Genomic DNA, 19307 nt, shown 5'->3' with positions numbered 1-19307 from the left:
TTACCCGAACGGACGAGGTAACGCCCATGAAAACGATCCTCCCCCCCCTGCTGCTCGCTCTCGTCGTCGGTACCGGTACCGGTGCCGCGCAGGCCGCCGAGACAGCGCCGGTCCGCTCGCCGCTGCCGGCGGCGGACTGCATCGACACCACGCAGATCAACGAGTGGTACATCGTCGACGCACGCACCGCCATCGTGCGCACCGGTCCGAAACATTACCTGGTGACGCTGCAGAACGATTGCCCGCGACTGGGCACGCCGCCGCCCGGGCTTATATTCCGGCCCAACCCGTCTAACGCCATCGTCAACCGGGGCCGCATCTGCGGCGAGGTCGGTGAAACGGTGCGCTCGCGCTACCAGCCGCCATGCGCGATCGAGTCGGTGAGCAAGATCGACAAGGCCCGCTTCAGACAGCTCGGCGAACACGCGATACGGCACGGCAGCGGCGTCGAGCTGCCGACGGCCCTGCCTGCACACTGAGATGCTGTCGACCCTCAACACGCGAAGAGCCCGGACATGCCGGGCTCTTCGTTCTGCGCAGCGATGATCCGGCGCGCCGGATCAATCGTCATCGTCGTCATATCCGCGGACATACCGCGTCTGGTACGGGTCGCCGTACACCACGGTGCGGGTCTCGACCACGCGGCGACGCACGACCGGGGCGTCCTCGTAAATCACCGTCCGCGGCGGGCCGTATACCACCGGTGCCTCGTAATACACCGGTGCGGGACGCAACGCGTCGCTGACCAGGCCGGCCACGGCACCGGTGACGATGGCTCCGGCGATCCAGCGTCCGCCGCTCCAGTAGCCGCCGTGATGGTAACGACCACCGTCGTAGCCGTGGTAACCGCCGTGGTAGCCGCCACGCCATCCACGATAGCCATCATGATCGTGCGCGGAAGCGCTCAACGGCATCGCCACCGCCGCCGCGACCGCCAGACCGATGGCTGCCAGCTTGCCTGCACCACTGAAACGTTGGGTCATGATCGTTCTCCGTTGTACGGGACGGATGCTCGTCCGATCACGCTTAATATGCACTGAAGGGTTCATTTTTTAATGTGTGCTGTATCCCAGGGGTTGATCCCCGTCACAGCCGGGCGCCGGCGCAGCAGCCAGCAGCCGTGGATGTCGGCGCGGCGAGCGAAGTCGAACGGGATGCTGGGCGCGCTCCAGTCCTCGATCGCGAAGTGCGGTTCCAGCGCCTCGCGATCCAGCTTGAAGCGGCGGAAGTTGTTGGAGAACACGATCACTCCGTCGCGGGTCAGCCGTGCGTTGCAGGCTTCCAGCAGCTTCACGTGGTCTCGCTGCACGTCGAAATCCTCAGCGCGCTTGGAATTGGAGAACGTCGGCGGGTCGACGAAGATCAGCCCGTAATGGCCGCGGTCGCGCTGCAGGAATTCCAGCGCGTCGAACTGCATCAGCCGATGATCGGTGCCGGTAAAGCCGTTCAGCGCCAGGTTGCGCGACGCCCACTCCAGATAGGTGGCCGACAGGTCCACGCTAGTGGTTTCCAGCGCGCCGCCGGCCGCGGCGTGCACGCTGGCGGTGGCGGTGTAGGCGAACAGGTTGAGGAAGCACTTGCCATTGGCCAGCTCGCGCACTTTCGCACGCACCAGCCGGTGATCGAGAAACAGGCCGGTATCGAGGTAGTCGGTGAGGTTGACCAGGAACTTCAGGCCGCCCTCTTCCACCTCGATGAACTCGTTGCGCTGGTCGAGCTGACCGTACTTGGAGCCGCCCTTGCCACGCTCGCGTGTCTTGATCGCGATGCGTTCACGCGGCACACCCAGCACCTCGCCAGCGACGCGGGCGATCTCGCGCAGGCGCAATCGCGCCACGTCGGCGGGGATGTCGGCCGGCGCGCGATATTCCTGGATGTGCAGGTGGTCGTCGCCGCCGGTGTCGCCGTAGACGTCGATCGCGGCGGCATACTCGGGCAGATCCTGGTCATAGGCGCGCCAGCAATGGATGTCTTCGCGCGCCAGCCGCTTGCGCAGGTGCCTGACGTTCTTCTCCAGCCGGTTCTTCAGCATCTGCGCGCCCGGCGAGAGCGGCCTGGGTTCGCGCGGTGTCTCGTCGCGCGGCTTCAGGTCGAAGGTCAGCAGCACGGTTTCCAGTGCGCCGTTGTACAGCGCGTAGCGTTTGTCCGCGTGCAGCTGCATCGCCCGGCCCAGTTCCACGTCGCCGGCCAGCACCGCGGCGCGCCAACCGGTGAAGCGCTGGCGCAGGGTGTCGCCCAGCGCGCGGTACAACTTTGGCATCTCGGCGCGGTCGCCGAGGCGCTCGCCGTACGGCGGATTGGTGATGACCAGGCCGTAACCGACGCCCGGCGGCGGTGCGGCGTGGCTCACGTCCTGCCGGTCCAGGGTGAAGAAGCCGGCCACGCCCGCGGCCTGCGCGTTGCGTTTGGCCGTCTGAACCATGCGCGGATCGGCGTCGCTGCCGAAGAACACACTGCGCAGGCCGCGCAGGCCCGCTTCGGCGCGCTGCTTCGCTTCGTCCAGCAGGCCGCGCCACAACGCGATGTCGTGCTGCTGCCAGCCGAGGAAACCGAAATATTCGCGACGCAAACCGGGGGCGACGTCGGCAGCCATCAGTGCACCCTCGACCAGCAAGGTGCCAGAGCCGCACATCGGATCGAACAAGGCGCCACCGGCCGCATACACCTCCGGCCAGCGTGCGCGCAGCAGCATCGCGGCGGCGAGGTTTTCCTTCAGCGGCGCCTCGCCCTGCTCCTCGCGCCAGCCGCGCCGGTGCAGCGGCGAGCCGGCCAGGTCCAGCGACAGCGTGGCACGGTCACGGCGCACACGGACGTTGATGCGGATGTCCGGCTCGTCGGTGTCGATGCCGGGGCGCGAACCGTCGCGCTGGCGGAACTGGTCGACCACCGCGTCCTTGGTGCGCAGGCCGATGAACTGGCTGTGGGTCAGCTTGCTCAGCGCGGTGCCGGCGTCCACCGCGAAGGTGGCGTGCGCGGCCAGATGCCGGCTCCAGTCGATGTCCTGCACGCCGCGGTACAGCGCCTCGTCGTCGGCCGCGTCGAACTCGGCCAGCGGCAGCAGGATGCGGCTGGCCAGGCGCGACCACAGGCAGGCCTTGTAGGCGGTTTCCAGCGTGCCGGAGAAATGCGCGCCGGCCAGCGCCTCGCGCACGTCGCTGGCACCGAGCGCGACCAGTTCGTCGCGCAGCAGGTATTCCATGCCTTTCGGGCAGGTGGCGAAGTAGTGGTTCATGCGGCGGTCGCCAGCTGGTCGAGCAGATGGCGGAACTGCGCGTCGATCATCGCCATGCTGGCACCCAGCCGATGGTCGTCGTCCAGCACCAGCAACGGCAGTCGGCGCTTCGCGACGAACGCATGCACGCCGGCGAGCGGACAGACCTCATCGCGCCAGCCATGGATCAGTAGCGTGGGCACGCCGGCACGCAGGTCGAACGAGCGTGCGTAGCCGGGGATTTCGCTGGGCGTGGCCAGCAACAGCAAGCCGGCCACCGGCACGTCCAGCGAGACCAGGCCGGAAACGAACGCACCCATGCTGGAGCCGACCAGCAGCGGCGGCGCGCCCAGCGCCTCGATGGTGGCGCGCAGGCGGGCGATCCGCGGCGCCACCGATCCGGCAAAGCCGCGTGCATCGTCGGCGCGGTAGTCCGGTCGCTGCGTGCGCCAGCCCAGCGATTCGGCCAGTGCGGCCAGCGCGCTGACCTTGGTGGCGTCCGGACTGGAGTCCGAGCCGTGCGAAAGAATGATCTGGCCGCGCATGGCGCGTCTCCATGAAACTGCTGGAAGCAAGGCGCGCATGGTAACAGGCGGCGTTTCCGCTGGGCCTTGGCGCATGCGAAACTGCCGCGCATGAGCCTGAGCATCCACGAGCAGCCGCTGCCCTACGTCGACCTCCTTCCCGAGCGCCCGGTCGACGCGGTCGAACTGGTGGTGATCCACTGCACCGAGCTGCCGGACCTGGCGATGGCGCGCGAGTACGGCGAGAAGGTGCTGCACGCCAGTGGCGCCGGCAACAGCGGCCACTACTACGTCGACCGCGACGGTGCGGTGTATCGCTACGTGCCCGGCACCCGCGTGGCAAACCACGTGCGCGGCCACAACCCGAACTCGATCGGCATCGAGCTGGTCAACCGGGGCCGCTATCCGCACTGGTGGGATTCGCGCCACCAGCAGATGGACGAGGCTTACCCCGAAGCGCAGCTGGCCGCACTGCGTGCATTGCTGGCGCAGTTGCGTGTCGAATTTCCGAACCTGCGCCAGATCGCCGGGCACGAGGATCTGGACACCGCGCTGATGCCGGCCAGCGACGATTCCGCGCTCGAAGTTCATCGCAAGCTCGATCCCGGCCCGATGTTTCCATGGGACGCCATCGTCCCGGCCTGCGGCCTGCAGCGCCTGCGCTAGACTGCGCCGAGCTTCCCTCGACCCACCGCCATGCCGGAGTTCGACGCCCAGCCGCTGCTGCAATCGTCCACCGTCGCGGTGCACGACGTGTGCTGCCGCGGCGCCTGCCGCCATCGCGGCGCCGAGGAATGCGCCGCCGCCACCCAGTTGGTGTTCCCGTATCGCGGGCTGTTCCTGCGCCACGTCGGCAGCACGCAATCGGTGGCTGACGCCAACCACGTGCTGTTCTTCAACGCCGGCGAGAGTTATCAGGTCAGCCACCCGGCGGCCGGCGGCGATGCCTGCCTGTCGCTGTCGGTGTCGCAGCCGCTGCTGCGCGAGCTTGCGCCGGTCGCGATGCTGCAGCGGCGCGACCAGCCCGTGTTCCGCCACCAGGCGCTGCGCATCGACGAGCGCGCACAGGTGCTGGTGGCGCTGCTGCGCCACAGCCTGCGCAACGGCGGCATCGAGCCGCTGGAGGCCGAGAGCCTGGCGCTGACCCTGGTGTGCCGCAGCCTCGGCCCGCGCACCACCCATGCGCCCGGCGCGACCCGTGCGCGGCAACGACTGGTGGACCGGGCCAAACTGCTGCTCGCCAGCGACCTCACCCGGCGCTGGGCGCTGGCGGATATCGCCGCGGAAGTCGGCGGCTCGCCGGTCTACCTCACCCAGGCCTTCCAGCAGGTCGAAGGCATGCCGCTGTACCGCTACCACCTGCGCCTGCGTCTGGCCCGCGCGCTGGACCGTGTGGCCGACTGCGAGGACGTCGCCGCGCTGGCGCAGGACCTGGGCTTCTCCAGCCACAGCCATTTCAGTGCCGCCTTCCGCCAGGCCTACGGCCGCACGCCCACGGCATTCCGCCAGGCCGCGCTGTCGCGCTCGTCGTGAATCACTAAAGATCCTGACAGCCGCCGTCGGCGGCCGGTGGTCTTCTGTGCCTGCCCGATCCCGGGCATCCACCGGAGACCAAGCATGAACGAGACCACCTGCGCCGCCTGCGACTACCCGCTCGATGGCAACGCCATCAAGGTCACCATCGGCGGCCGCACCGTCGAAGTCTGCTGCGAGGAGTGCGCGCAGAAGCTGCGCGAGGCGGAAGCGCAATCGTAAGCGGCCAGGCCTGCACCTGCCGTACGGCCGGCGGCGCCGGGCATGACCCGGCGTCGCCTCCTCGCCTGTCCACGGGTTCGGGCGCCGCCACCGCTATACTGGCGCCCCCTGCAAGGACACGCCATGAGCGAAGACCACGTTGCCGAACTTGTCGAGCTGCTGCAGCTGGAACGGCTGGAGGACAACCTGTTCCGCGGCCAGAGCCGCGACATCGGCACCCGCTTCGTGTTCGGCGGCCAGGTGCTGGGGCAGGCGCTGGCGGCGGCGCAGCAGACCGTCGACCCGTCGCGCGAAGCGCATTCGCTGCACGCCTATTTCCTGCGCGCCGGCGACATCGAGGCGCCGATCGTGTACAGCGTGGAGCGCACCCGCGATGGCGGCACGTTTTCCTCGCGGCGGGTGGTGGCGATCCAGCATGGCCAGCCGATCCTGAACGGCTCGATCTCGTTCCAGCTGCCCGAGCCGGGCGTGGAACACCAGACCAGCATGCCGAAAGTGCCGGCACCGGAAGACATCGAACCGCTGCATCCGCTGCCGCCGGACGAACTGGCGCGACTGCCGGTGAAGCTGCAGCGCTGGCTCGGCATCGATGGCCCGTTCGAGTTCCGCCAGGTGTGGCCGCGCGACGAGCTGCATCCGGTCAAGCGCCCGCCGATCCAGCACATCTGGTTCCGGCTCACCGCGCCGATCGACGATGCGGCGATCCTGCATCGCGCGCTGCTCGCGTACGCTTCGGATTTCCACCTGATCGGCACCGCCACGCTGCCGCACGGCATCTCGTACATGACCCACAACGTGCAGATGGCCAGCCTCGACCATGCGCTGTGGTTCCACCGCTCGTTCCGCGTCGACGAATGGCTGCTGTATTCGTTCGACAGCCCCACCGCACAGGGCGGTCGCGGCCTGGCGCGCGGGCAGATCTTCAGTCGCGATGGCCGGCTGGTCGCCTCCTCCGCCCAGGAAGGCCTGATCCGCGTGCGCGGCGACTGAGTAAACTGCAGCCATGCGCCAGATCTATACCTCGCCCCGCCAGGAAAACATCGATACCGTGGTCGCCCTGATGGCCGAACACGGCATCGAGGCCACCGTGGCCAATCGGTCCAACTACAACCGGCCGACCTGGCAGCGTTTCAGCTATTCGCAGCGGCAGGACGACCGCGGCAGCTGGGCGCAGGTGTGGATCACCCACGCCGACGACTACACCAAGGCGCGCACCCTGCTGCGCGAGATCGGCATCGAGCCGGTGATCCGCCATGGCGAGGAGCTGGCCGCCGCACGCAATCCCACCCCGGCCGACCGGCGCGCGCATACGGTGGCCCGCGCCCGCCGCATCGTGCTGCTGGCGGTGCTGGCCGTACTCGCCATGGCGATGCTGCGCTATTTGCGGGTGCTCTGAACCCGATGGTGCGACGCCCGCCGCGCGGGCATAGAATCGGGAAATGCGCCGTTCCGACCAAGTCCGTCTGTTCCAGACCCTGCCCCACGCGTGCGGCTACTACGCCGACCGCACGGCGCAGAACCTGGTGCTGGACCCGGCCGCGCCGAACCTCGACAAACTGTACGGCCCGGCGCTCGAACGCGGCTTTCGTCGCGCCGGTGGCCACCTGTACTTCCCTCACTGCGCGCAGTGCCACGCCTGCACGCCGTGCCGCATCGACGTGGCGAACTTCCGGCCGGACCGCACCCAGCGCCGCTGCCTGAAGCGCAACGCCGACCTCGTGCTCAGCGAGTCGCTCCCCGGCTACAACCGCGAGCGCCACACGCTGTACGAACGCTACCTGCAGAGCCGCCATGCCGGCGGCGGCATGGACGATGCCGAGGCCAGCGACTTCCGCCGCTTCCTCACCGCACCGTGGAGCCCCACCCTGTTCATGGAGTTGCGCCTGGGCGAACGCCTGCTCGCGGTGGCGGTCACCGATATCTGCCCCAACGGCGTGTCAGCGGTCTACACCTTCTACGACCCCGACGAAACCACACGCAGCCTGGGCACCTACGCGATCCTGCAGCAGGTGGCACTGACCCGCCGCCGCAACCTGCCATGGCTGTACCTGGGCTTCTGGATCGACGGCCATCCGAAGATGGATTACAAGCGGCGATTCAGGCCACTGCAGATCCGTACAGCCGAGGGCTGGGTCGCGATACCGTAGGGCAGGCCGTGCCTGCCGCCCCATGCGAAACCAGCGGCGGGCAGTGCCCTACCGGGTCTCCAGCCCCGACGCCTGCGGCTGCGGGTACGGAAACAGTTTCTCCAGCGGGATCGACAGGCCGTCGTCACCCACCACGCGGCAGTGGCCGCGATTGAGCTGGCGTGGCTCGCTGACGCCGCAGCTGTGCGCGATGATGCCGACCTCGTGCATCACGTTCTTCGCATAGTGGAACACCCGCTCGCTCTTGTCGCTGACCACCAGGCCGCGCTGCAGTTTCGGGTTCTGCGTGGTGATGCCCGTGGGACAGGTGTTGCGGTTGCACTGCAGCGACTGGATGCAGCCCAGCGCCAGCATGAAGCCACGCGCGGAGTTGACGAAATCCGCGCCGATCGACAGCGCCCACGCCACGTCGTAGGCGGTGATGCACTTGCCCGAGCAGACCACCTTGATGCGCTCGCGCAGGCCCTTGACGATCAGCATGTCGAGCAGCGCCGGCAGTGCCTCGTGCAGCGGCAGGCCGACGCCTTCCATCAGGGTCTGCGGCGCGGCGCCGGTACCGCCCTCGGAACCGTCGACGATGATGAAGTCGGGCGCACTCTCGATGCCGCGCTTGCGCACTTCGTCACACAGCTCACCGATCCAATCCACCCCGCCGAGCACCGCCTTGAAACCCACCGGCTTGCCGGTGAGCTCGCGGATGTGCGCGATGGCATCCATCAGCTGCGCGACGTTGCCGATGTCGAGATGGCGGTTCGGGCTCTGCGAATCCTCGCCGACCGGGATGCCGCGGATCGCCGCGATCTCGGCGGTGACCTTGGCGCCCGGCAGCAGGCCGCCCATGCCGGGCTTGGCGCCCTGGCCCAGCTTGATGCTGACCATCTTCACCTGCGGGTGGGCGCAGATCGCCAGCAGCTTGCCGTCGTCGAGCTTGCCGTCGCTCGTGCGCACGCCGTACTTGGCGGTGCCGATCTCGAAGATGATGTCGCAGCCGCCTTCGAGGTGATACGGCGCCAGACCGCCCTCGCCGGTGTCCATCCAGATGCCGGCCTTGGCCGCGCCGCGCGACAGCGCACGCACCGCCGGCGCCGACAGCGCGCCAAAGCTCATCGCCGAGATGTTGAAGAACGCCGCATGACTGTACGGTTCACGCGCGTACGGACCAATCGTCACCGGCACCGGCTCGACGTGATCCACGCCCAGGTCGGGAAACGGCGCGTTGACGAAGAATGGCACGCCCTCGCCACGCAGGTCGCGGCTGGAACCGAAGGCGTTGGTGTTGTCGACATTTTTCGCGGCGCGATAGACCCAGGTGCGCTGGGCGCGGTTGAACGGCATTTCCTCACGGTCGCTGGAATACAGGTACTGGCGGAAGAACTCGCCCAGGTGCAGGAACCAGTAGCGGAAGTGGCCGATCACCGGGAAATTGCGCAGCACCGCGTTGCCGGTCTGGTTCCGGTCAACCACCCAGGTCACCGCCAGCACCACCACCGCCAGCGCCAGCATCAGCATGGCAAACGTCGTGACCAGTTCGACCAGCACGATCAGCCAGTGCGCAAAGCCGGTGGATTCCATCCGTTCTCTCCTTTCGTCAATCGAATGCCGGTGACGACGACCGTGACCGCCACCGCCAAGCCTATCGCATCAGGCTGCCCGGACGCCCGCGCTCACAACTCGATGCGCAGATGACCCGCCGCACGCACCGCCTTGCCCACCGCTGCCTCCAGCGTGCCGGCGCGCGCCAGCGTCACCGCCATGCGTCGGCGGCCCTTCACCTCGGGCTTGCCGAAGATGCGCAGCTGCGTGTCCGGCTCGGCCAGCGCCGCGGCCACGCCGTGGTAGCGCGGCCCCGCGCCGTCGCCCTCGACCAGCACCGCGCACGAGGCCGAGGGTCCGTACTGGTGGATCACCGGAATCGGCAGGCCGAGGATCGCCCGCGCATGCAGCGCGAACTCGGAGAACTCCTGCGAGATCAGGGTGACCAGGCCGGTGTCGTGCGGCCGCGGGCTGACCTCGGAGAAGATCACCGCATCGCCCTTGACGAAGAACTCCACGCCGAACACGCCCCAGCCGCCCAGCGCGCCGGTGACCGCGGCCGCCTGCCGCTGCGCCTCGGCCAGCGCGGCGTCGCTCATCGGCTGCGGCTGCCACGACTCGCGATAGTCGCCCTCTTCCTGGCGGTGGCCGATCGGCGCGCAGAAGCTGACGCCATCGACGTGCCGCACGGTCAGCATGGTGATCTCGTAGTCGAAGTCGACGAAGCCCTCGACGATCACCCGCCCCTTGCCGGCGCGCCCGCCGGACTGCGCGTAATCCCACGCCTGCTGCAGCGCGTCGGCGCCGCGCACCACGCTCTGGCCCTTGCCGGAGGAGCTCATCACCGGCTTGATCACGAACGGGTAGCCGATCGCGGCCGCCGCCTCGCGGTACTGTGCCTCGTCGTCGCAGAAGCGGTACGGCGACGTCGGCAATGCCAGTTCCTCGGCGGCCAGCTTGCGGATGCCTTCGCGGTCCATGGTCAGCCACGCCGCGCGGGCGGTCGGGATCACCCGCTGCCCCTCCTTTTCCAGTTCGATCAGGGTCGGCGTATGGATGGCCTCGATCTCCGGCACCACCAGGTCGGGCTGTTCCTGTTCGATCACCGCGCGCAGCGCCTTGCCGTCCAGCATGTCGATCACGTGGCTGCGATGGGCCAGCTGCATCGCCGGCGCGTTCGCGTAGCGGTCTACCGCGATCACCTCCACCGCGTAACGCTGCAGCTCGATCGCCACCTCCTTGCCCAGCTCGCCGGCGCCAAGCAGCAGCACGCGCAGCGCGTGGTCGGAACGGGGGGTGCCAAAGGGCTTCATCGGGTTCTCCGGGGTGGCAAACCCGCATTGTAAGCGGCTACCCGGCATCGCCCGTGTCGGCAGGATGGCCTTCTTGTATTAGATATCATTTTGATATCTAATCACTCCACCTTTGGGAGACCACTCATGAACGAACATCAAGGTTTTTCCGTCGCCGGCATTCCCTTCGTCGGCTTCTGCCTGGTCCTGGCCGCCATCGGCGTGTGGCTGGTGGTCGGCGCCATCCACGGCCAGCCGGACGCACCGCCCGTCGTGCCGTTGTTTGGCGGCGTGCTGCTGATCGCCATCGACGCCTTCCTGCTCAAGGGTTTCTTCCAGGTCGCGCCGAACGAAGGCCAGGTGCTGCAGCTGTTCGGCAAGTACGCCGGTAGCGTGCGCACGGAAGGCCTGCGCTGGACCAACCCGTTCTGCAGCCGCCGTCGCATCTCGCTGCGCGTGCGCAACTTCGAGAGCGGCAAGCTGAAGGTCAACGACAGCGACGGCAATCCGATCGAGATCGCCGCAGTGGTGGTGTGGCAGGTGATCGACACCGCCGAGGCCGTGTTCTGCGTGGACGACTACGAGAACTTCGTGCACATCCAGAGCGAGTCGGCACTGCGCCAGATGGCACAGAGCTACCCGTACGATGCCCACGACGACGGCAAGCCGTCGCTGCGCAGCCACGGCGAGGTGATCAACTCGCACCTGCGCGACGAGATCCAGGCCCGGCTCGGCAAGGCCGGCGTGCAGGTGGTCGAGGCACGCATCAGCCACCTCGCCTACGCCCAGGAAATCGCCCAGGCGATGCTGCAGCGGCAGCAGGCCGGCGCGATCATCGCCGCCCGCACGAAGATCGTCGAGGGCGCGGTGAGCATGGTCGAGATGGCGCTGGACCAGCTCAGCCAGCGCGGCGTGGTCGAACTCGACGAAGAACGCAAGGCGGCGATGGTCAGCAATCTGCTGGTGGTGCTGTGCGGCGAGCGCGGCACCCAGCCGGTATTGAACACCGGCACGTTGTACTGACGCGTCACGATGGCCGCCGAGAAAAAAGCCTACCCGCTGCGCATCAGCGCCGCCGTGCTGGATGCGATGCAGCGCTGGTCGGACGACGAGTTGCGCAGCGTCAACGCACAGATCGAATACGTGTTGCGCGAGGCGCTGCGCAAGGCCGGCCGCCTGAAACCCGGCAAGCCGGACCCCGTGACGGATGACGACCACGACTGATTTGATCGAAGGGGAAAAGTCATGCTGAAGCTTGCCGTTTCCATCGGCGTCGCTGGATTGAGCCATGAACATGATGCCGACTGAACTGCCGGTGCGCGGGCCACACCTGAAACTGGCGCTGCTGCTTGGCGTGGCGGGAACCCTCGCCACACTCGCGCTGAGTCCGTATCTGATGGCGCTGATGCCGCTGAAGTTTGCGCTGCTGCCGGTTCCACTGTGGGTAGTACTGGGCGCGCAGGCGCTGCAAGCCGGCGTGCTGTGCTGGTTGCTTGGCTGGCTGGGCCTGTTCCTCGGCGCGCGCCATCGACTGGACGCACCATGGCTGCGCACATGGGTCTATCGCCAGCCGCGCGAGGCAGGCCGGCAGTCGCACTGGTGGCTGGCTGCGGTGCTCGGCGCAGTGAGTGCGCTGGTGGTGATTGGCATCGACCTGATCGGATCACCCTGGCATGCCACTGATGCCCACGCGGCGCTCGACTCGGCCTGGCGGGGTGGCTTGGCTTCGTTCTACGGCGGCATCGTCGAGGAGACCGAGTGCCGCCTGTTCCTGGTCAGCCTGTTCGTCTGGCTGCTGGCATGGACGTCCCGGCGACAGGCAAGGTCGTGGATGTTCGTGGTCGCCATCGTGCTGGCCGCCCTGCTGTTCGGCGCCGGCCATCTGCCGGCGGCATTCGCCACCGGCATGGCGCACACGCCGTTGCTGATCGGCAGAATCGTGTTGTTGAATGCGGTGGTAGGCGTTGTCAGCGGCACGCTGTTCTGGAAGTACGGCCTGGAGCACGCGATGCTGGCGCACTTCTGCGCCGACCTGGTACTGCACGTGGCCATGCCGCTGGCCGACATGGCCTGATTCGCTCAACGGGCGTTGAAGGCCACTTCCTGCAATTGGGGCAGCTTCAGCAGGTGCACTTGCTCCGGCTGCCTGCCTGTCACGAACAGCAACGACCCCCGCTGCGCGATCGACTGCACGTCAGGCAGGCCATCGTCCGCGCCCAGACGCTCCAGCGGGCGACCATTGTTGGCGTCGTAAACGACAAGTTCGCGGGTCGCCGGATCGGCCACCAGCAACCAGTCATGACCGGCGTCCTGCCAGTGCACCAGTTGACCGATTGAACGGGTCTCTGTCGTTCCGGCAGGAGCCGCAGACCACGACCACAGCAGGCATGACGACAACGCGGCAAGCAGAACCAGGCCGAGACCGCGCAGCAGATGGCTGCACGACCATGTCGCATGGGAGCGATGCCAAAGGGCAGTTTGCGTGTCCATGCGGACACCATCGCAGCCGGTCATGACTGCCGGATGACACCTTCAGGAATTATTCGTTGCGGGTGCGCAATGTCCAGCCGAGCGCGAGCCAGCCGATGACGAAGGCGAGTCCGCCGAACGGCGTGATGATGCCGACCCAGCGCGGCGCACCGAGTGCCAGCGCGTACAGGCTGCCACTGAACAGCACGATGCCGGCGGCGAATGCTCCCATCGCGACCCGCCCGCTGCGGCCGCGCCCCAGCCCGGCCGCCACGGCCAGCGCAAGCGCATGCCACACGTGGTAGTCCACCGCCGTGCGCCACAGCTCGCTGCCGCGGGCATCGAGCACACCGCGCAACGCATGCGCGCCGAACGCACCCAGCAGCACCGCGCTGGCACCGGCCAGACCGATCAGCAGGGCGACACGGGTACCGACAGGTTGTCGCATCGTGCGCGTACTCCCAAGGCCAGCGAACCCGGCCATGCGGCCGGTGTCGTATGCTTGAACGGATGAAGACCCAGGATTCTCGCATGAAGCCCCGCCACTGGCTGCGCCCCGCCCTGTTGTTGCTGCTGCTCACCGCCGGCCTGCTGCTGGGCGGCTGCCACCGCGGCGAGCCGCTGCCGTTCCGGCTGACCAACATCAGCGGGCACATGCCCGACCTCGACTTCAAGCTCACCGACGACAACGGCAAGGCCGTCACCGGCGCCGACTATCGCGGCAAGGTGGCGCTGCTGTACTTCGGCTACACCCACTGCCCCGACGTCTGCCCGCTGACCCTGGCGCAGCTGCACGTGGTGATGCAGCGGCTGGGGCCGCTGGCCGACGGCGCGCGGATCCTGTTCGTCAGCGTCGACCCGGCGCGCGATACGCCGGCGATCATGCACGCCTACGTCAACGCGTTCGACCCGCGCGCGGTCGGCCTGGTCGGCGATGCACGCGCGGTGGAGGCCTTGAGCAAGCGCTACCGCTCGGCGTTCACCCGCGAGCCGAGTTCGGCCGACGGCACCTACGAAGTCAGCCACAGCTCGGCGATCTACGTGTTCGATCGCGACGGCCACGCGCGCGTGCTGGCCACCCCGTCCGCCTCGCAGGACGACCTGGTGCACGACCTGCACCTGCTGCTCGACACCGGAGCCACGCCATGAAGACATCCACGCTGTCGTTGCTGCTGTCCAGCCTGCTGCTGGCCGGCGGTGTCCACGCCACCGACGCCGGGCACATCCGCACCAGCCACGCCTGGATCCGCGTGCTGCCCGGCACGCTGCCGGCCGGCGCCTATGTCACGCTGGAGAACGACGGCGACCAGCCGGTCGCGCTGAGCGGCGCCAGCAGCAGCGTGTATGCCGAGGTGATGCTGCACCACAGCTCGACCGAAGGTGGCATGAGCCGGATGACCATGGTCGACGCGTTGAACGTGCCGGCGCATGGCAAGGCCGTGCTGGCCCCCGCCGGTTACCACCTGATGCTGATGCGGGCACACGCGCCGGTGAAACCCGGCGACACGGTGCGACTGACACTGAAGTTCGCTGACGGCAGCACGCTGGCCACCGACTTCGTCGCGCGGCCGGCCAATGCCATGGATGCGGGCGACGATCACGCGATGCCGGCGATGGATCACGGCGCGATGCCACACGGCCACTGAGCCGCGGCGTAACGCTCAGTCCGACACGACCGTGTCGACCACCGCCGCACGACGGCCGGCCGGCCGATGCAGCGGCTTGCGCGGCAGCCGTCCATTGCGCGACAGCCGCAGCCACAGGCGCAGCGCCATCAGGCCGCCGATCGACTCCACCAGCGCCGACGGCACCCAGATGATCACGCCGCCGATCAGCTGCCCGGTCAGCACGTTGAAGGTGAACGCGCGGCCGCAGATCTCGAAGATCGGGTAGAGGTCGGTCTTGGAGAACGTGATGATCGCGCCGGCCACGATCTGTGGCGTCATGGTGATCGCCGGCGACAGCACGCGCAGTCCGGCGGTCATCCGCCCCGGCGGATGCGGCCGGTGGTCCAGCACCAGCGACCAGTAGGCGAAGCCGCTGACCAGCATGCTCCAGTTCATGAAGCGGTAGATGCGCCAGTCCAGCATCGCCAGCGTCTGCATGGACGGGATCAGCCAGACCAGGATGAAAGCGATGAACAGCAGCGTCGCCACGGTGGGATTCAACAGCACGCCGCTGACCAGCCGCCACGGCCATGAACGCTGCAGCGGCCGCAACAGGCGCAGCCGCCAGGCCAGCGGCAGGCCGGCGCGCAACACCGTGGCCGGGTATGCAGTAACGATCAGCAATGGCGCGATGTGGTGCAGCAGCAACTGCTGGATGCGGTGCATGAAGAACTCATGCTCGGCGTAGTAATCCAGGTAAGTGTGCAGCGACAGGTAGATGATCGCCATGCCGCACCAGAACGCCAGCTTGCGGCCGAAACCGACCGGCCGCCGGCGACTGCCGCGCAGGTACAGCACGGCGGCCGTCACGAAGCACGCGAGCAGCACCCACGAGAACTCCCACGGCACGATCCATTTCAGCAAGGTAGCGGTCACTGCAACGGCACTTCAGTCTGCACCGGCGACGGCCGGCGACCGCCCAGCATAATGCCGCGCGCCGGCGGAGTCAGCCGCGGGCTTGCGGCAGATCGCCGCCTTCACCGGCGCCGACGGCTGTAGCGGGTACGCCGCCAGCCATACAACAGGCCGAGCAGCACCACCAGCGCCGGCACCAGCACGATGTTGATGAACTTCAGGCGCAGGCCCAGCGCGTCGATCTCCGCGTTGAGCTGGTGCTGCACGTCGCGCAATTCCTTGTTGATCGCCAGCTGGCGCTGGCGGAACTGCTCGATCTCGCGGCGCTGCTCGGCGCTGGCGGTGCCACCGCGACTGCCCTTGGCCGGCTGCAGCTCGTCCAGCCGGCGCCGGGTATCGGCCAGTTCCTGCTCCAGCTCCCGCTCCTTCTGCAGGAATTTCTGGTCGGCCACGTTGCGCAGGGCCTGCACCCGCGTGAACGGCCGCTGCGAAGTGGAGCGGCCGCGGATCGACAGCAGCGCCGAGGAGCCGCTGAGGTTGTCCACCAGGTTGGTGACGAAGTCCCCGTTGTTGGCGAAGATCCGCATCATGGTCTGGCCCAGGATGGTCTGCGGCTCCACCCACAGCCGGTCGCTGAGCAGGTCGGTGTCGGCAACCAGGATCACCTCAGCATCCGGCGCCGAGCGCGCGCGGTGGCCCGCCACGCCGGCCCGTTCGGGGAACGCGCTGTCGAAAGTGCCGCGCAGGCGCGCCGCCAGCACGTAGTGCGCGTTGTCGGGCTTGTAATCCTGCAGCAGCGTGGTCGGATCGCTGCTCGCGTCCAGCACCCGCTGGGTCGGTACCACCTCGGCCTCCGCACTGCTTTGCAGCAGTGGTACCAGCCGTGTCCGCGCATCCGCGGCCAGGTCGAAGTAACCCGCGGTGGACACGTTGATGCGCTGCAAACTGGCGGTGACCACGTCGTTGCGGTTCAGCTCCTGCGCGCCCAGGTCGAGCATCGCCGGATGGTTGAGGCTGCTGCCGGCCAGTTCGATCTGCAGTGCGCGCGCGCGATCCAGCACCACCTTGTGCGGGTCGTAGCTCACGCCCCAGGCCTTGAACAGCCGCGGCAGGTCGGAGCCGTGGTCGGGGAAGGTGGTGCTGTCCGGCGCATACGGCGAGGTGTCGAGTTCCGCATCGGGATCGACGAACACCACCAGGTGGCCGCCTCGCAGCACGTACTGGTCGATCGCATACTGCGCGTCGGCCGGCAGCCGCTTGGGATGGATCAGCAGCAGCACCTTGATGCTGTCGTCGACCTTCTGCAGCGTCGATGCATCCAGCGTCCTCACGTCGAACAGCTGGCCGAGCTGCTGCAGCACCGTCCATGGCTGCTCGCTGAGCATCGGGTTGCCTTCGACCGGCAGCGAGCTGATCACCCCGATCGGCGGCTTGCTGGCCTGGTTCAACTCGTACAGCAGCTTGGCGATGTCGTATTCCAGGAAGGCCTCGCGGGCCGGGTCGAAGAAGGCGATCGCCAGCGTCTTCTCCGGCACGCGGTCGTCGGTGCCTTCGTTCTCGACACCGCCGGACATGGCGCTGCCGGCCAGGCCGAAGAACACCCGCTCGCCGTTGCTGCCGCCGTTCGCCGCGGTCAGGCCGTTGCCCTCGGCGCTGGCTTCGTCGTCGGAATACGGCACCGGGTCGATGATCTGCAGGCGGATATGGCCATGCGAGCGCGCCACCATCTCCTGCAGCATCTCGCGCACGCGCTGTTCGTAGCTGCGCAGCTGCGGCAGGTCGCGGGTGGCGTGTTCGGAAAAGTACAGGGTCAGCCGCAGCGGCCGCTGCAGCGTATCGACGATATGCAGCGTACCCGGCGTCAACGTGTACAGCTTGTCGGTGGTGAGGTCGACCCGCGAGGCGTGCAGCCAGCGGCTGCTGGCCACGATCAATGGCACGAACAACAGCACCAGCAGCACCAGCGCGCCATACAGCACGCCGCGCCGGGTCAGCTGCAGCGGGGTGGTGAACAGGCGATACAGGCGCGAGCGTGGCATGGCGTCAGCGCGTCCGCTTCAGGTCGAGCAACAGCACGCCGGCGATCAGCCAGCCGACCGTGCTGAGCAGGAAGTACACCAGGTCGCGGACATCCAGCACGCCGCGCGCGATCGCCTCGAAGTGCCGCAGCATGGACAGGTGCGCCACCGCATTGATCAGCTTGCGCGGCAGCGTGCCGGAGAAGAAATCCTGCACCTGCGGCTGGCCGGCCAGGATCAGCAGCACGCACACCAGCGCAGTAAGGATGAACGCCACCACCTGGCTGCGGGTCAACGCGGACAGGCAGGCACCGATCGCGATGAAGCTGCCGGCCATCAGCCAGCTGCCCAGGTAACCGGCCAGGATCACGCCGTTGTCCGGCGAGCCGAGGTAGTTGACGGTGATCCAGATCGGAAAGGTCAGCAGCAAGGCCAGCCCGATGAACAGCCACGCGGCAAGGAACTTCCCCAGCATCGCCTGCCACAGCGTCAGCGGCAGGGTCAGCAGCAGTTCCAGCGTGCCGCCCTTGACCTCCTCCGCCCACATGCGCATGGTGATCGCCGGCACCAGGATCAGGTACAGCCACGGGTGCATCGTGAAGAACGGCTGCAGGTCGGCCTGGCCGCGCTCGTAGAAGTCGCCCACGTAGAAGGTGAGGATGCCGGCCAGCACCAGGAAGATCACCAGGAATACGTATGCCACCGGCGTCACGAAATAGCTGCGCAGTTCGCGCCGCAGCACCGCGTTGACCGGGTTCACGCGCGGCCTCCGGCGCCATCGCCGTCACCCGTGGTGATCTGGCGGAACACCTCGTCCAGCCGGCCGCGTTCGAGCTGGATCTCCGACACCTCCAGCCCCTGCTCGCGCAGCAGCGTCTCGACCGGTTCCAGGATCCGCGCGCCCGGCTTCGGGAACACCGTGATGCGGCCGTCCAGCGGGTCCACCTCGATCGCCGCCACCTGCGGCAGGCGGCCCAGCATTTCCTGCGACATGCCGCTGCCCGGCGCGCTGAACGACACCGCGCCGTGGTAGCGCGAGCGCGCCTCCAGCTCGGCCGGCGTGGCATCGGCCAGCAGCTTGCCGCGCGCGATAATCACCACCCGGTTGCACAGCGCATGCACCTCCTCCAGCAGGTGGGTGGAGACCAGGATGGTGCGGTCGCGCGCCATCACGTCGATCAGCTGGCGCACCGCGTGCTTCTGGTTCGGATCGAGGCCGTCGGTGGGCTCGTCCAGCATCAGCACCGGCGGATCGTGCAGGATCGCCTGGGCCAGCCCCACGCGCCGGCGCAGGCCCTTCGACAGCGTGTCGATGCACAGCCCGAGCACTTCCTCCAGTTGCAGCTGCTGCACCACCGCGTCGAACCGGCGGTAGGCGGCCTCGGCCTTGAGCCCGCGCATGCGCGCGATGAACTGCAGGAATTCGCGCACGGTCATCTCGCCGTAGCTCGGCGCGCCTTCCGGCAAATAGCCAAGCGCGCGCTTGGCCTGCAGCGGCTCGCGAACGACGTCATGGCCGCACACCCGCGCGGTACCCGAGCTGGGCACCAGGAACCCGGCGATCATGCGCATCGCGGTGGACTTGCCGGCGCCGTTGGGTCCAAGCAGGCCGAGCACCTGGCCCGGCTCGACACGAATGCTCAGCGCGTCCACTGCGGTCAGGTTGCCATAGCGTCGGGTGAGCTGGTCGGTCTCGATCATGTCCGGTGGAAGGCTGTGGCGGCATACCGCGCCGAGCGCGGGCGAACCCGCCGACCATCGTCGCGGATCGCCCCGCAATGTACCGCAAGACACTGGCCTGCGGCCCGAAAAGAAAAGGCCCCTCCGAACGGAGGG

The 19307-nt window shown here is 68.0% G+C and carries 23 protein-coding genes; 12 read left to right on the top strand and 11 right to left on the bottom strand.

The features are described from left to right. Positions 1-26 precede the first annotated feature (26 nt). Positions 27-479, top strand: a complete 453-nt coding sequence (locus QQA13_RS04775; RefSeq protein ID WP_108471139.1) for a DUF6491 family protein — start codon at positions 27-29, stop codon at positions 477-479. Positions 480-560: 81 nt separating this feature from the next. On the opposite strand, the gene QQA13_RS04770 is transcribed toward QQA13_RS04775, so the two are convergent. The 3 genes from QQA13_RS04770 to QQA13_RS04760 form a co-directional block, all read right to left on the bottom strand. Continuing rightward, a complete protein-coding gene (locus QQA13_RS04770; RefSeq protein ID WP_108471138.1) occupies positions 561-983 on the bottom strand; it encodes a hypothetical protein in 423 nt (140 codons plus the stop codon). Between the two features lie 62 nt (positions 984-1045). Then, a complete protein-coding gene (gene rlmKL, locus QQA13_RS04765; protein WP_108471137.1) occupies positions 1046-3232 on the bottom strand; it encodes a bifunctional 23S rRNA (guanine(2069)-N(7))-methyltransferase RlmK/23S rRNA (guanine(2445)-N(2))-methyltransferase RlmL in 2187 nt (728 codons plus the stop codon). After that, positions 3229-3756, bottom strand: a complete 528-nt coding sequence (locus QQA13_RS04760) for an alpha/beta hydrolase (RefSeq protein WP_108471136.1) — start codon at positions 3754-3756, stop codon at positions 3229-3231. Before QQA13_RS04760 ends, rlmKL begins: the two co-directional genes overlap by 4 nt. A 90-nt stretch (positions 3757-3846) precedes the next feature. On the opposite strand from QQA13_RS04760, the gene QQA13_RS04755 reads away from it, so the two are divergent. From QQA13_RS04755 to QQA13_RS04730, 6 genes are all read left to right on the top strand, one after another. Beyond that, positions 3847-4401 (top strand): N-acetylmuramoyl-L-alanine amidase, encoded by a 555-nt coding sequence (locus QQA13_RS04755; RefSeq protein ID WP_108471190.1) that lies wholly within the window; start codon positions 3847-3849, stop codon positions 4399-4401. A gap of 30 nt (positions 4402-4431) precedes the next feature. After that, entirely contained in the window at positions 4432-5268 is an 837-nt protein-coding gene (locus QQA13_RS04750) for a helix-turn-helix transcriptional regulator (protein WP_108471135.1), read from the top strand. 84 nt (positions 5269-5352) lie between these two features. Continuing rightward, positions 5353-5490, top strand: a complete 138-nt coding sequence (locus QQA13_RS04745) for a hypothetical protein (RefSeq protein ID WP_199909816.1) — start codon at positions 5353-5355, stop codon at positions 5488-5490. A 123-nt stretch (positions 5491-5613) separates the two neighbouring features. After that, positions 5614-6480, top strand: coding sequence for an acyl-CoA thioesterase (locus tag QQA13_RS04740; RefSeq protein ID WP_108471134.1), 867 nt, complete (start codon positions 5614-5616; stop codon positions 6478-6480). Positions 6481-6493: 13 nt separating this feature from the next. Beyond that, positions 6494-6886, top strand: coding sequence for a DUF2007 domain-containing protein (locus QQA13_RS04735; RefSeq protein ID WP_108471133.1), 393 nt, complete (start codon positions 6494-6496; stop codon positions 6884-6886). Positions 6887-6929: 43 nt separating this feature from the next. After that, entirely contained in the window at positions 6930-7637 is a 708-nt protein-coding gene (locus QQA13_RS04730; RefSeq protein WP_108471132.1) for an arginyltransferase, read from the top strand. A gap of 48 nt (positions 7638-7685) precedes the next feature. On the opposite strand, the gene QQA13_RS04725 is transcribed toward QQA13_RS04730, so the two are convergent. Both QQA13_RS04725 and purT read right to left on the bottom strand, forming a co-directional pair. Beyond that, on the bottom strand, positions 7686-9209 hold the full coding sequence (locus QQA13_RS04725) for an FMN-binding glutamate synthase family protein (protein ID WP_108471131.1): 1524 nt from the start codon (positions 9207-9209) through the stop codon (positions 7686-7688). 92 nt (positions 9210-9301) lie between these two features. After that, positions 9302-10483 carry a formate-dependent phosphoribosylglycinamide formyltransferase gene (purT, locus tag QQA13_RS04720; RefSeq protein WP_108471130.1) on the bottom strand — a complete coding sequence of 394 codons (1182 nt, stop codon included), beginning with the start codon at positions 10481-10483 and terminating at the stop codon, positions 9302-9304. Between the two features lie 126 nt (positions 10484-10609). Here purT and QQA13_RS04715 point away from each other — a divergent pair, with 126 nt between their 5' ends. The 3 genes from QQA13_RS04715 to QQA13_RS04705 all read left to right on the top strand — a co-directional run bounded on the left by QQA13_RS04715 (position 10610) and on the right by QQA13_RS04705 (position 12536). Then, on the top strand, positions 10610-11485 hold the full coding sequence (locus tag QQA13_RS04715; RefSeq protein WP_108471129.1) for an SPFH domain-containing protein: 876 nt from the start codon (positions 10610-10612) through the stop codon (positions 11483-11485). 9 nt (positions 11486-11494) lie between these two features. Next, on the top strand, positions 11495-11686 hold the full coding sequence (locus QQA13_RS04710; RefSeq protein ID WP_108471128.1) for an Arc family DNA binding domain-containing protein: 192 nt from the start codon (positions 11495-11497) through the stop codon (positions 11684-11686). Between the two features lie 64 nt (positions 11687-11750). Continuing rightward, positions 11751-12536 carry a CPBP family glutamic-type intramembrane protease gene (locus QQA13_RS04705; protein WP_108471127.1) on the top strand — a complete coding sequence of 262 codons (786 nt, stop codon included), beginning with the start codon at positions 11751-11753 and terminating at the stop codon, positions 12534-12536. A gap of 5 nt (positions 12537-12541) precedes the next feature. Here the strand turns inward: QQA13_RS04705 and QQA13_RS04700 are convergent, their stop codons facing one another. Both QQA13_RS04700 and QQA13_RS04695 read right to left on the bottom strand, forming a co-directional pair. Further along, entirely contained in the window at positions 12542-12952 is a 411-nt protein-coding gene (locus QQA13_RS04700) for a hypothetical protein (protein ID WP_234411294.1), read from the bottom strand. A 49-nt stretch (positions 12953-13001) separates the two neighbouring features. Then, on the bottom strand, positions 13002-13379 hold the full coding sequence (locus QQA13_RS04695) for a DUF423 domain-containing protein (protein ID WP_108471126.1): 378 nt from the start codon (positions 13377-13379) through the stop codon (positions 13002-13004). Between the two features lie 83 nt (positions 13380-13462). On the opposite strand from QQA13_RS04695, the gene QQA13_RS04690 reads away from it, so the two are divergent. Continuing rightward, positions 13463-14080 (top strand): SCO family protein, encoded by a 618-nt coding sequence (locus QQA13_RS04690; RefSeq protein ID WP_108471125.1) that lies wholly within the window; start codon positions 13463-13465, stop codon positions 14078-14080. Continuing rightward, a complete protein-coding gene (locus QQA13_RS04685; RefSeq protein ID WP_108471124.1) occupies positions 14077-14577 on the top strand; it encodes a copper chaperone PCu(A)C in 501 nt (166 codons plus the stop codon). Before QQA13_RS04690 ends, QQA13_RS04685 begins: the two co-directional genes overlap by 4 nt. Before the next feature lie 15 nt (positions 14578-14592). Here the strand turns inward: QQA13_RS04685 and QQA13_RS04680 are convergent, their stop codons facing one another. The 4 genes from QQA13_RS04680 to QQA13_RS04665 all read right to left on the bottom strand — a co-directional run bounded on the left by QQA13_RS04680 (position 14593) and on the right by QQA13_RS04665 (position 19172). Continuing rightward, positions 14593-15474: a cytochrome c oxidase assembly protein gene (locus QQA13_RS04680; RefSeq protein ID WP_108471123.1), complete on the bottom strand. Its 882-nt coding sequence runs from the start codon at positions 15472-15474 to the stop codon at positions 14593-14595. Between the two features lie 101 nt (positions 15475-15575). Further along, complete coding sequence (locus QQA13_RS04675; RefSeq protein WP_108471122.1) at positions 15576-17492, bottom strand: GldG family protein; 1917 nt, start codon at positions 17490-17492, stop codon at positions 15576-15578. A gap of 4 nt (positions 17493-17496) precedes the next feature. Continuing rightward, positions 17497-18231 carry an ABC transporter permease subunit gene (locus QQA13_RS04670; RefSeq protein WP_108471121.1) on the bottom strand — a complete coding sequence of 245 codons (735 nt, stop codon included), beginning with the start codon at positions 18229-18231 and terminating at the stop codon, positions 17497-17499. After that, positions 18228-19172 (bottom strand): ABC transporter ATP-binding protein, encoded by a 945-nt coding sequence (locus QQA13_RS04665; RefSeq protein ID WP_108471120.1) that lies wholly within the window; start codon positions 19170-19172, stop codon positions 18228-18230. The genes QQA13_RS04670 and QQA13_RS04665 overlap by 4 nt, the downstream gene beginning before the upstream one ends. Positions 19173-19307: the final 135 nt, after the last annotated feature.

The sequence above is a fragment of the Rhodanobacter thiooxydans genome (genome assembly GCF_030291135.1).
GTDB classification, from domain to species: domain Bacteria; phylum Pseudomonadota; class Gammaproteobacteria; order Xanthomonadales; family Rhodanobacteraceae; genus Rhodanobacter; species Rhodanobacter thiooxydans_A.
Note: the sequence above shows the minus strand (reverse complement) of the source record. Positions and strands in the feature narration are given on the sequence as shown.

What these genes read in the sequence shown, in the direction of transcription:
- purT (WP_108471130.1), bottom strand. Translation starts at nt 10,483, where the DNA reads ATGAAGCCCTTTGGCACCCCCCGTTCCGACCACGCGCTGCGCGTGCTG.
- QQA13_RS04715 (WP_108471129.1), top strand. Translation starts at nt 10,610, where the DNA reads ATGAACGAACATCAAGGTTTTTCCGTCGCCGGCATTCCCTTCGTCGGC.
- QQA13_RS04695 (WP_108471126.1), bottom strand. Translation starts at nt 13,379, where the DNA reads ATGCGACAACCTGTCGGTACCCGTGTCGCCCTGCTGATCGGTCTGGCC.
- QQA13_RS04770 (WP_108471138.1), bottom strand. Translation starts at nt 983, where the DNA reads ATGACCCAACGTTTCAGTGGTGCAGGCAAGCTGGCAGCCATCGGTCTG.
- rlmKL (WP_108471137.1), bottom strand. Translation starts at nt 3,232, where the DNA reads ATGAACCACTACTTCGCCACCTGCCCGAAAGGCATGGAATACCTGCTG.
- QQA13_RS04705 (WP_108471127.1), top strand. Translation starts at nt 11,751, where the DNA reads ATGAACATGATGCCGACTGAACTGCCGGTGCGCGGGCCACACCTGAAA.
- QQA13_RS04700 (WP_234411294.1), bottom strand. Translation starts at nt 12,952, where the DNA reads ATGGACACGCAAACTGCCCTTTGGCATCGCTCCCATGCGACATGGTCG.
- QQA13_RS04755 (WP_108471190.1), top strand. Translation starts at nt 3,847, where the DNA reads ATGAGCCTGAGCATCCACGAGCAGCCGCTGCCCTACGTCGACCTCCTT.
- QQA13_RS04675 (WP_108471122.1), bottom strand. Translation starts at nt 17,492, where the DNA reads ATGCCACGCTCGCGCCTGTATCGCCTGTTCACCACCCCGCTGCAGCTG.
- QQA13_RS04775 (WP_108471139.1), top strand. Translation starts at nt 27, where the DNA reads ATGAAAACGATCCTCCCCCCCCTGCTGCTCGCTCTCGTCGTCGGTACC.
- QQA13_RS04745 (WP_199909816.1), top strand. Translation starts at nt 5,353, where the DNA reads ATGAACGAGACCACCTGCGCCGCCTGCGACTACCCGCTCGATGGCAAC.
- QQA13_RS04710 (WP_108471128.1), top strand. Translation starts at nt 11,495, where the DNA reads ATGGCCGCCGAGAAAAAAGCCTACCCGCTGCGCATCAGCGCCGCCGTG.
- QQA13_RS04760 (WP_108471136.1), bottom strand. Translation starts at nt 3,756, where the DNA reads ATGCGCGGCCAGATCATTCTTTCGCACGGCTCGGACTCCAGTCCGGAC.
- QQA13_RS04725 (WP_108471131.1), bottom strand. Translation starts at nt 9,209, where the DNA reads ATGGAATCCACCGGCTTTGCGCACTGGCTGATCGTGCTGGTCGAACTG.
- QQA13_RS04750 (WP_108471135.1), top strand. Translation starts at nt 4,432, where the DNA reads ATGCCGGAGTTCGACGCCCAGCCGCTGCTGCAATCGTCCACCGTCGCG.
- QQA13_RS04665 (WP_108471120.1), bottom strand. Translation starts at nt 19,172, where the DNA reads ATGATCGAGACCGACCAGCTCACCCGACGCTATGGCAACCTGACCGCA.
- QQA13_RS04730 (WP_108471132.1), top strand. Translation starts at nt 6,930, where the DNA reads ATGCGCCGTTCCGACCAAGTCCGTCTGTTCCAGACCCTGCCCCACGCG.
- QQA13_RS04685 (WP_108471124.1), top strand. Translation starts at nt 14,077, where the DNA reads ATGAAGACATCCACGCTGTCGTTGCTGCTGTCCAGCCTGCTGCTGGCC.
- QQA13_RS04735 (WP_108471133.1), top strand. Translation starts at nt 6,494, where the DNA reads ATGCGCCAGATCTATACCTCGCCCCGCCAGGAAAACATCGATACCGTG.
- QQA13_RS04690 (WP_108471125.1), top strand. Translation starts at nt 13,463, where the DNA reads ATGAAGCCCCGCCACTGGCTGCGCCCCGCCCTGTTGTTGCTGCTGCTC.
- QQA13_RS04740 (WP_108471134.1), top strand. Translation starts at nt 5,614, where the DNA reads ATGAGCGAAGACCACGTTGCCGAACTTGTCGAGCTGCTGCAGCTGGAA.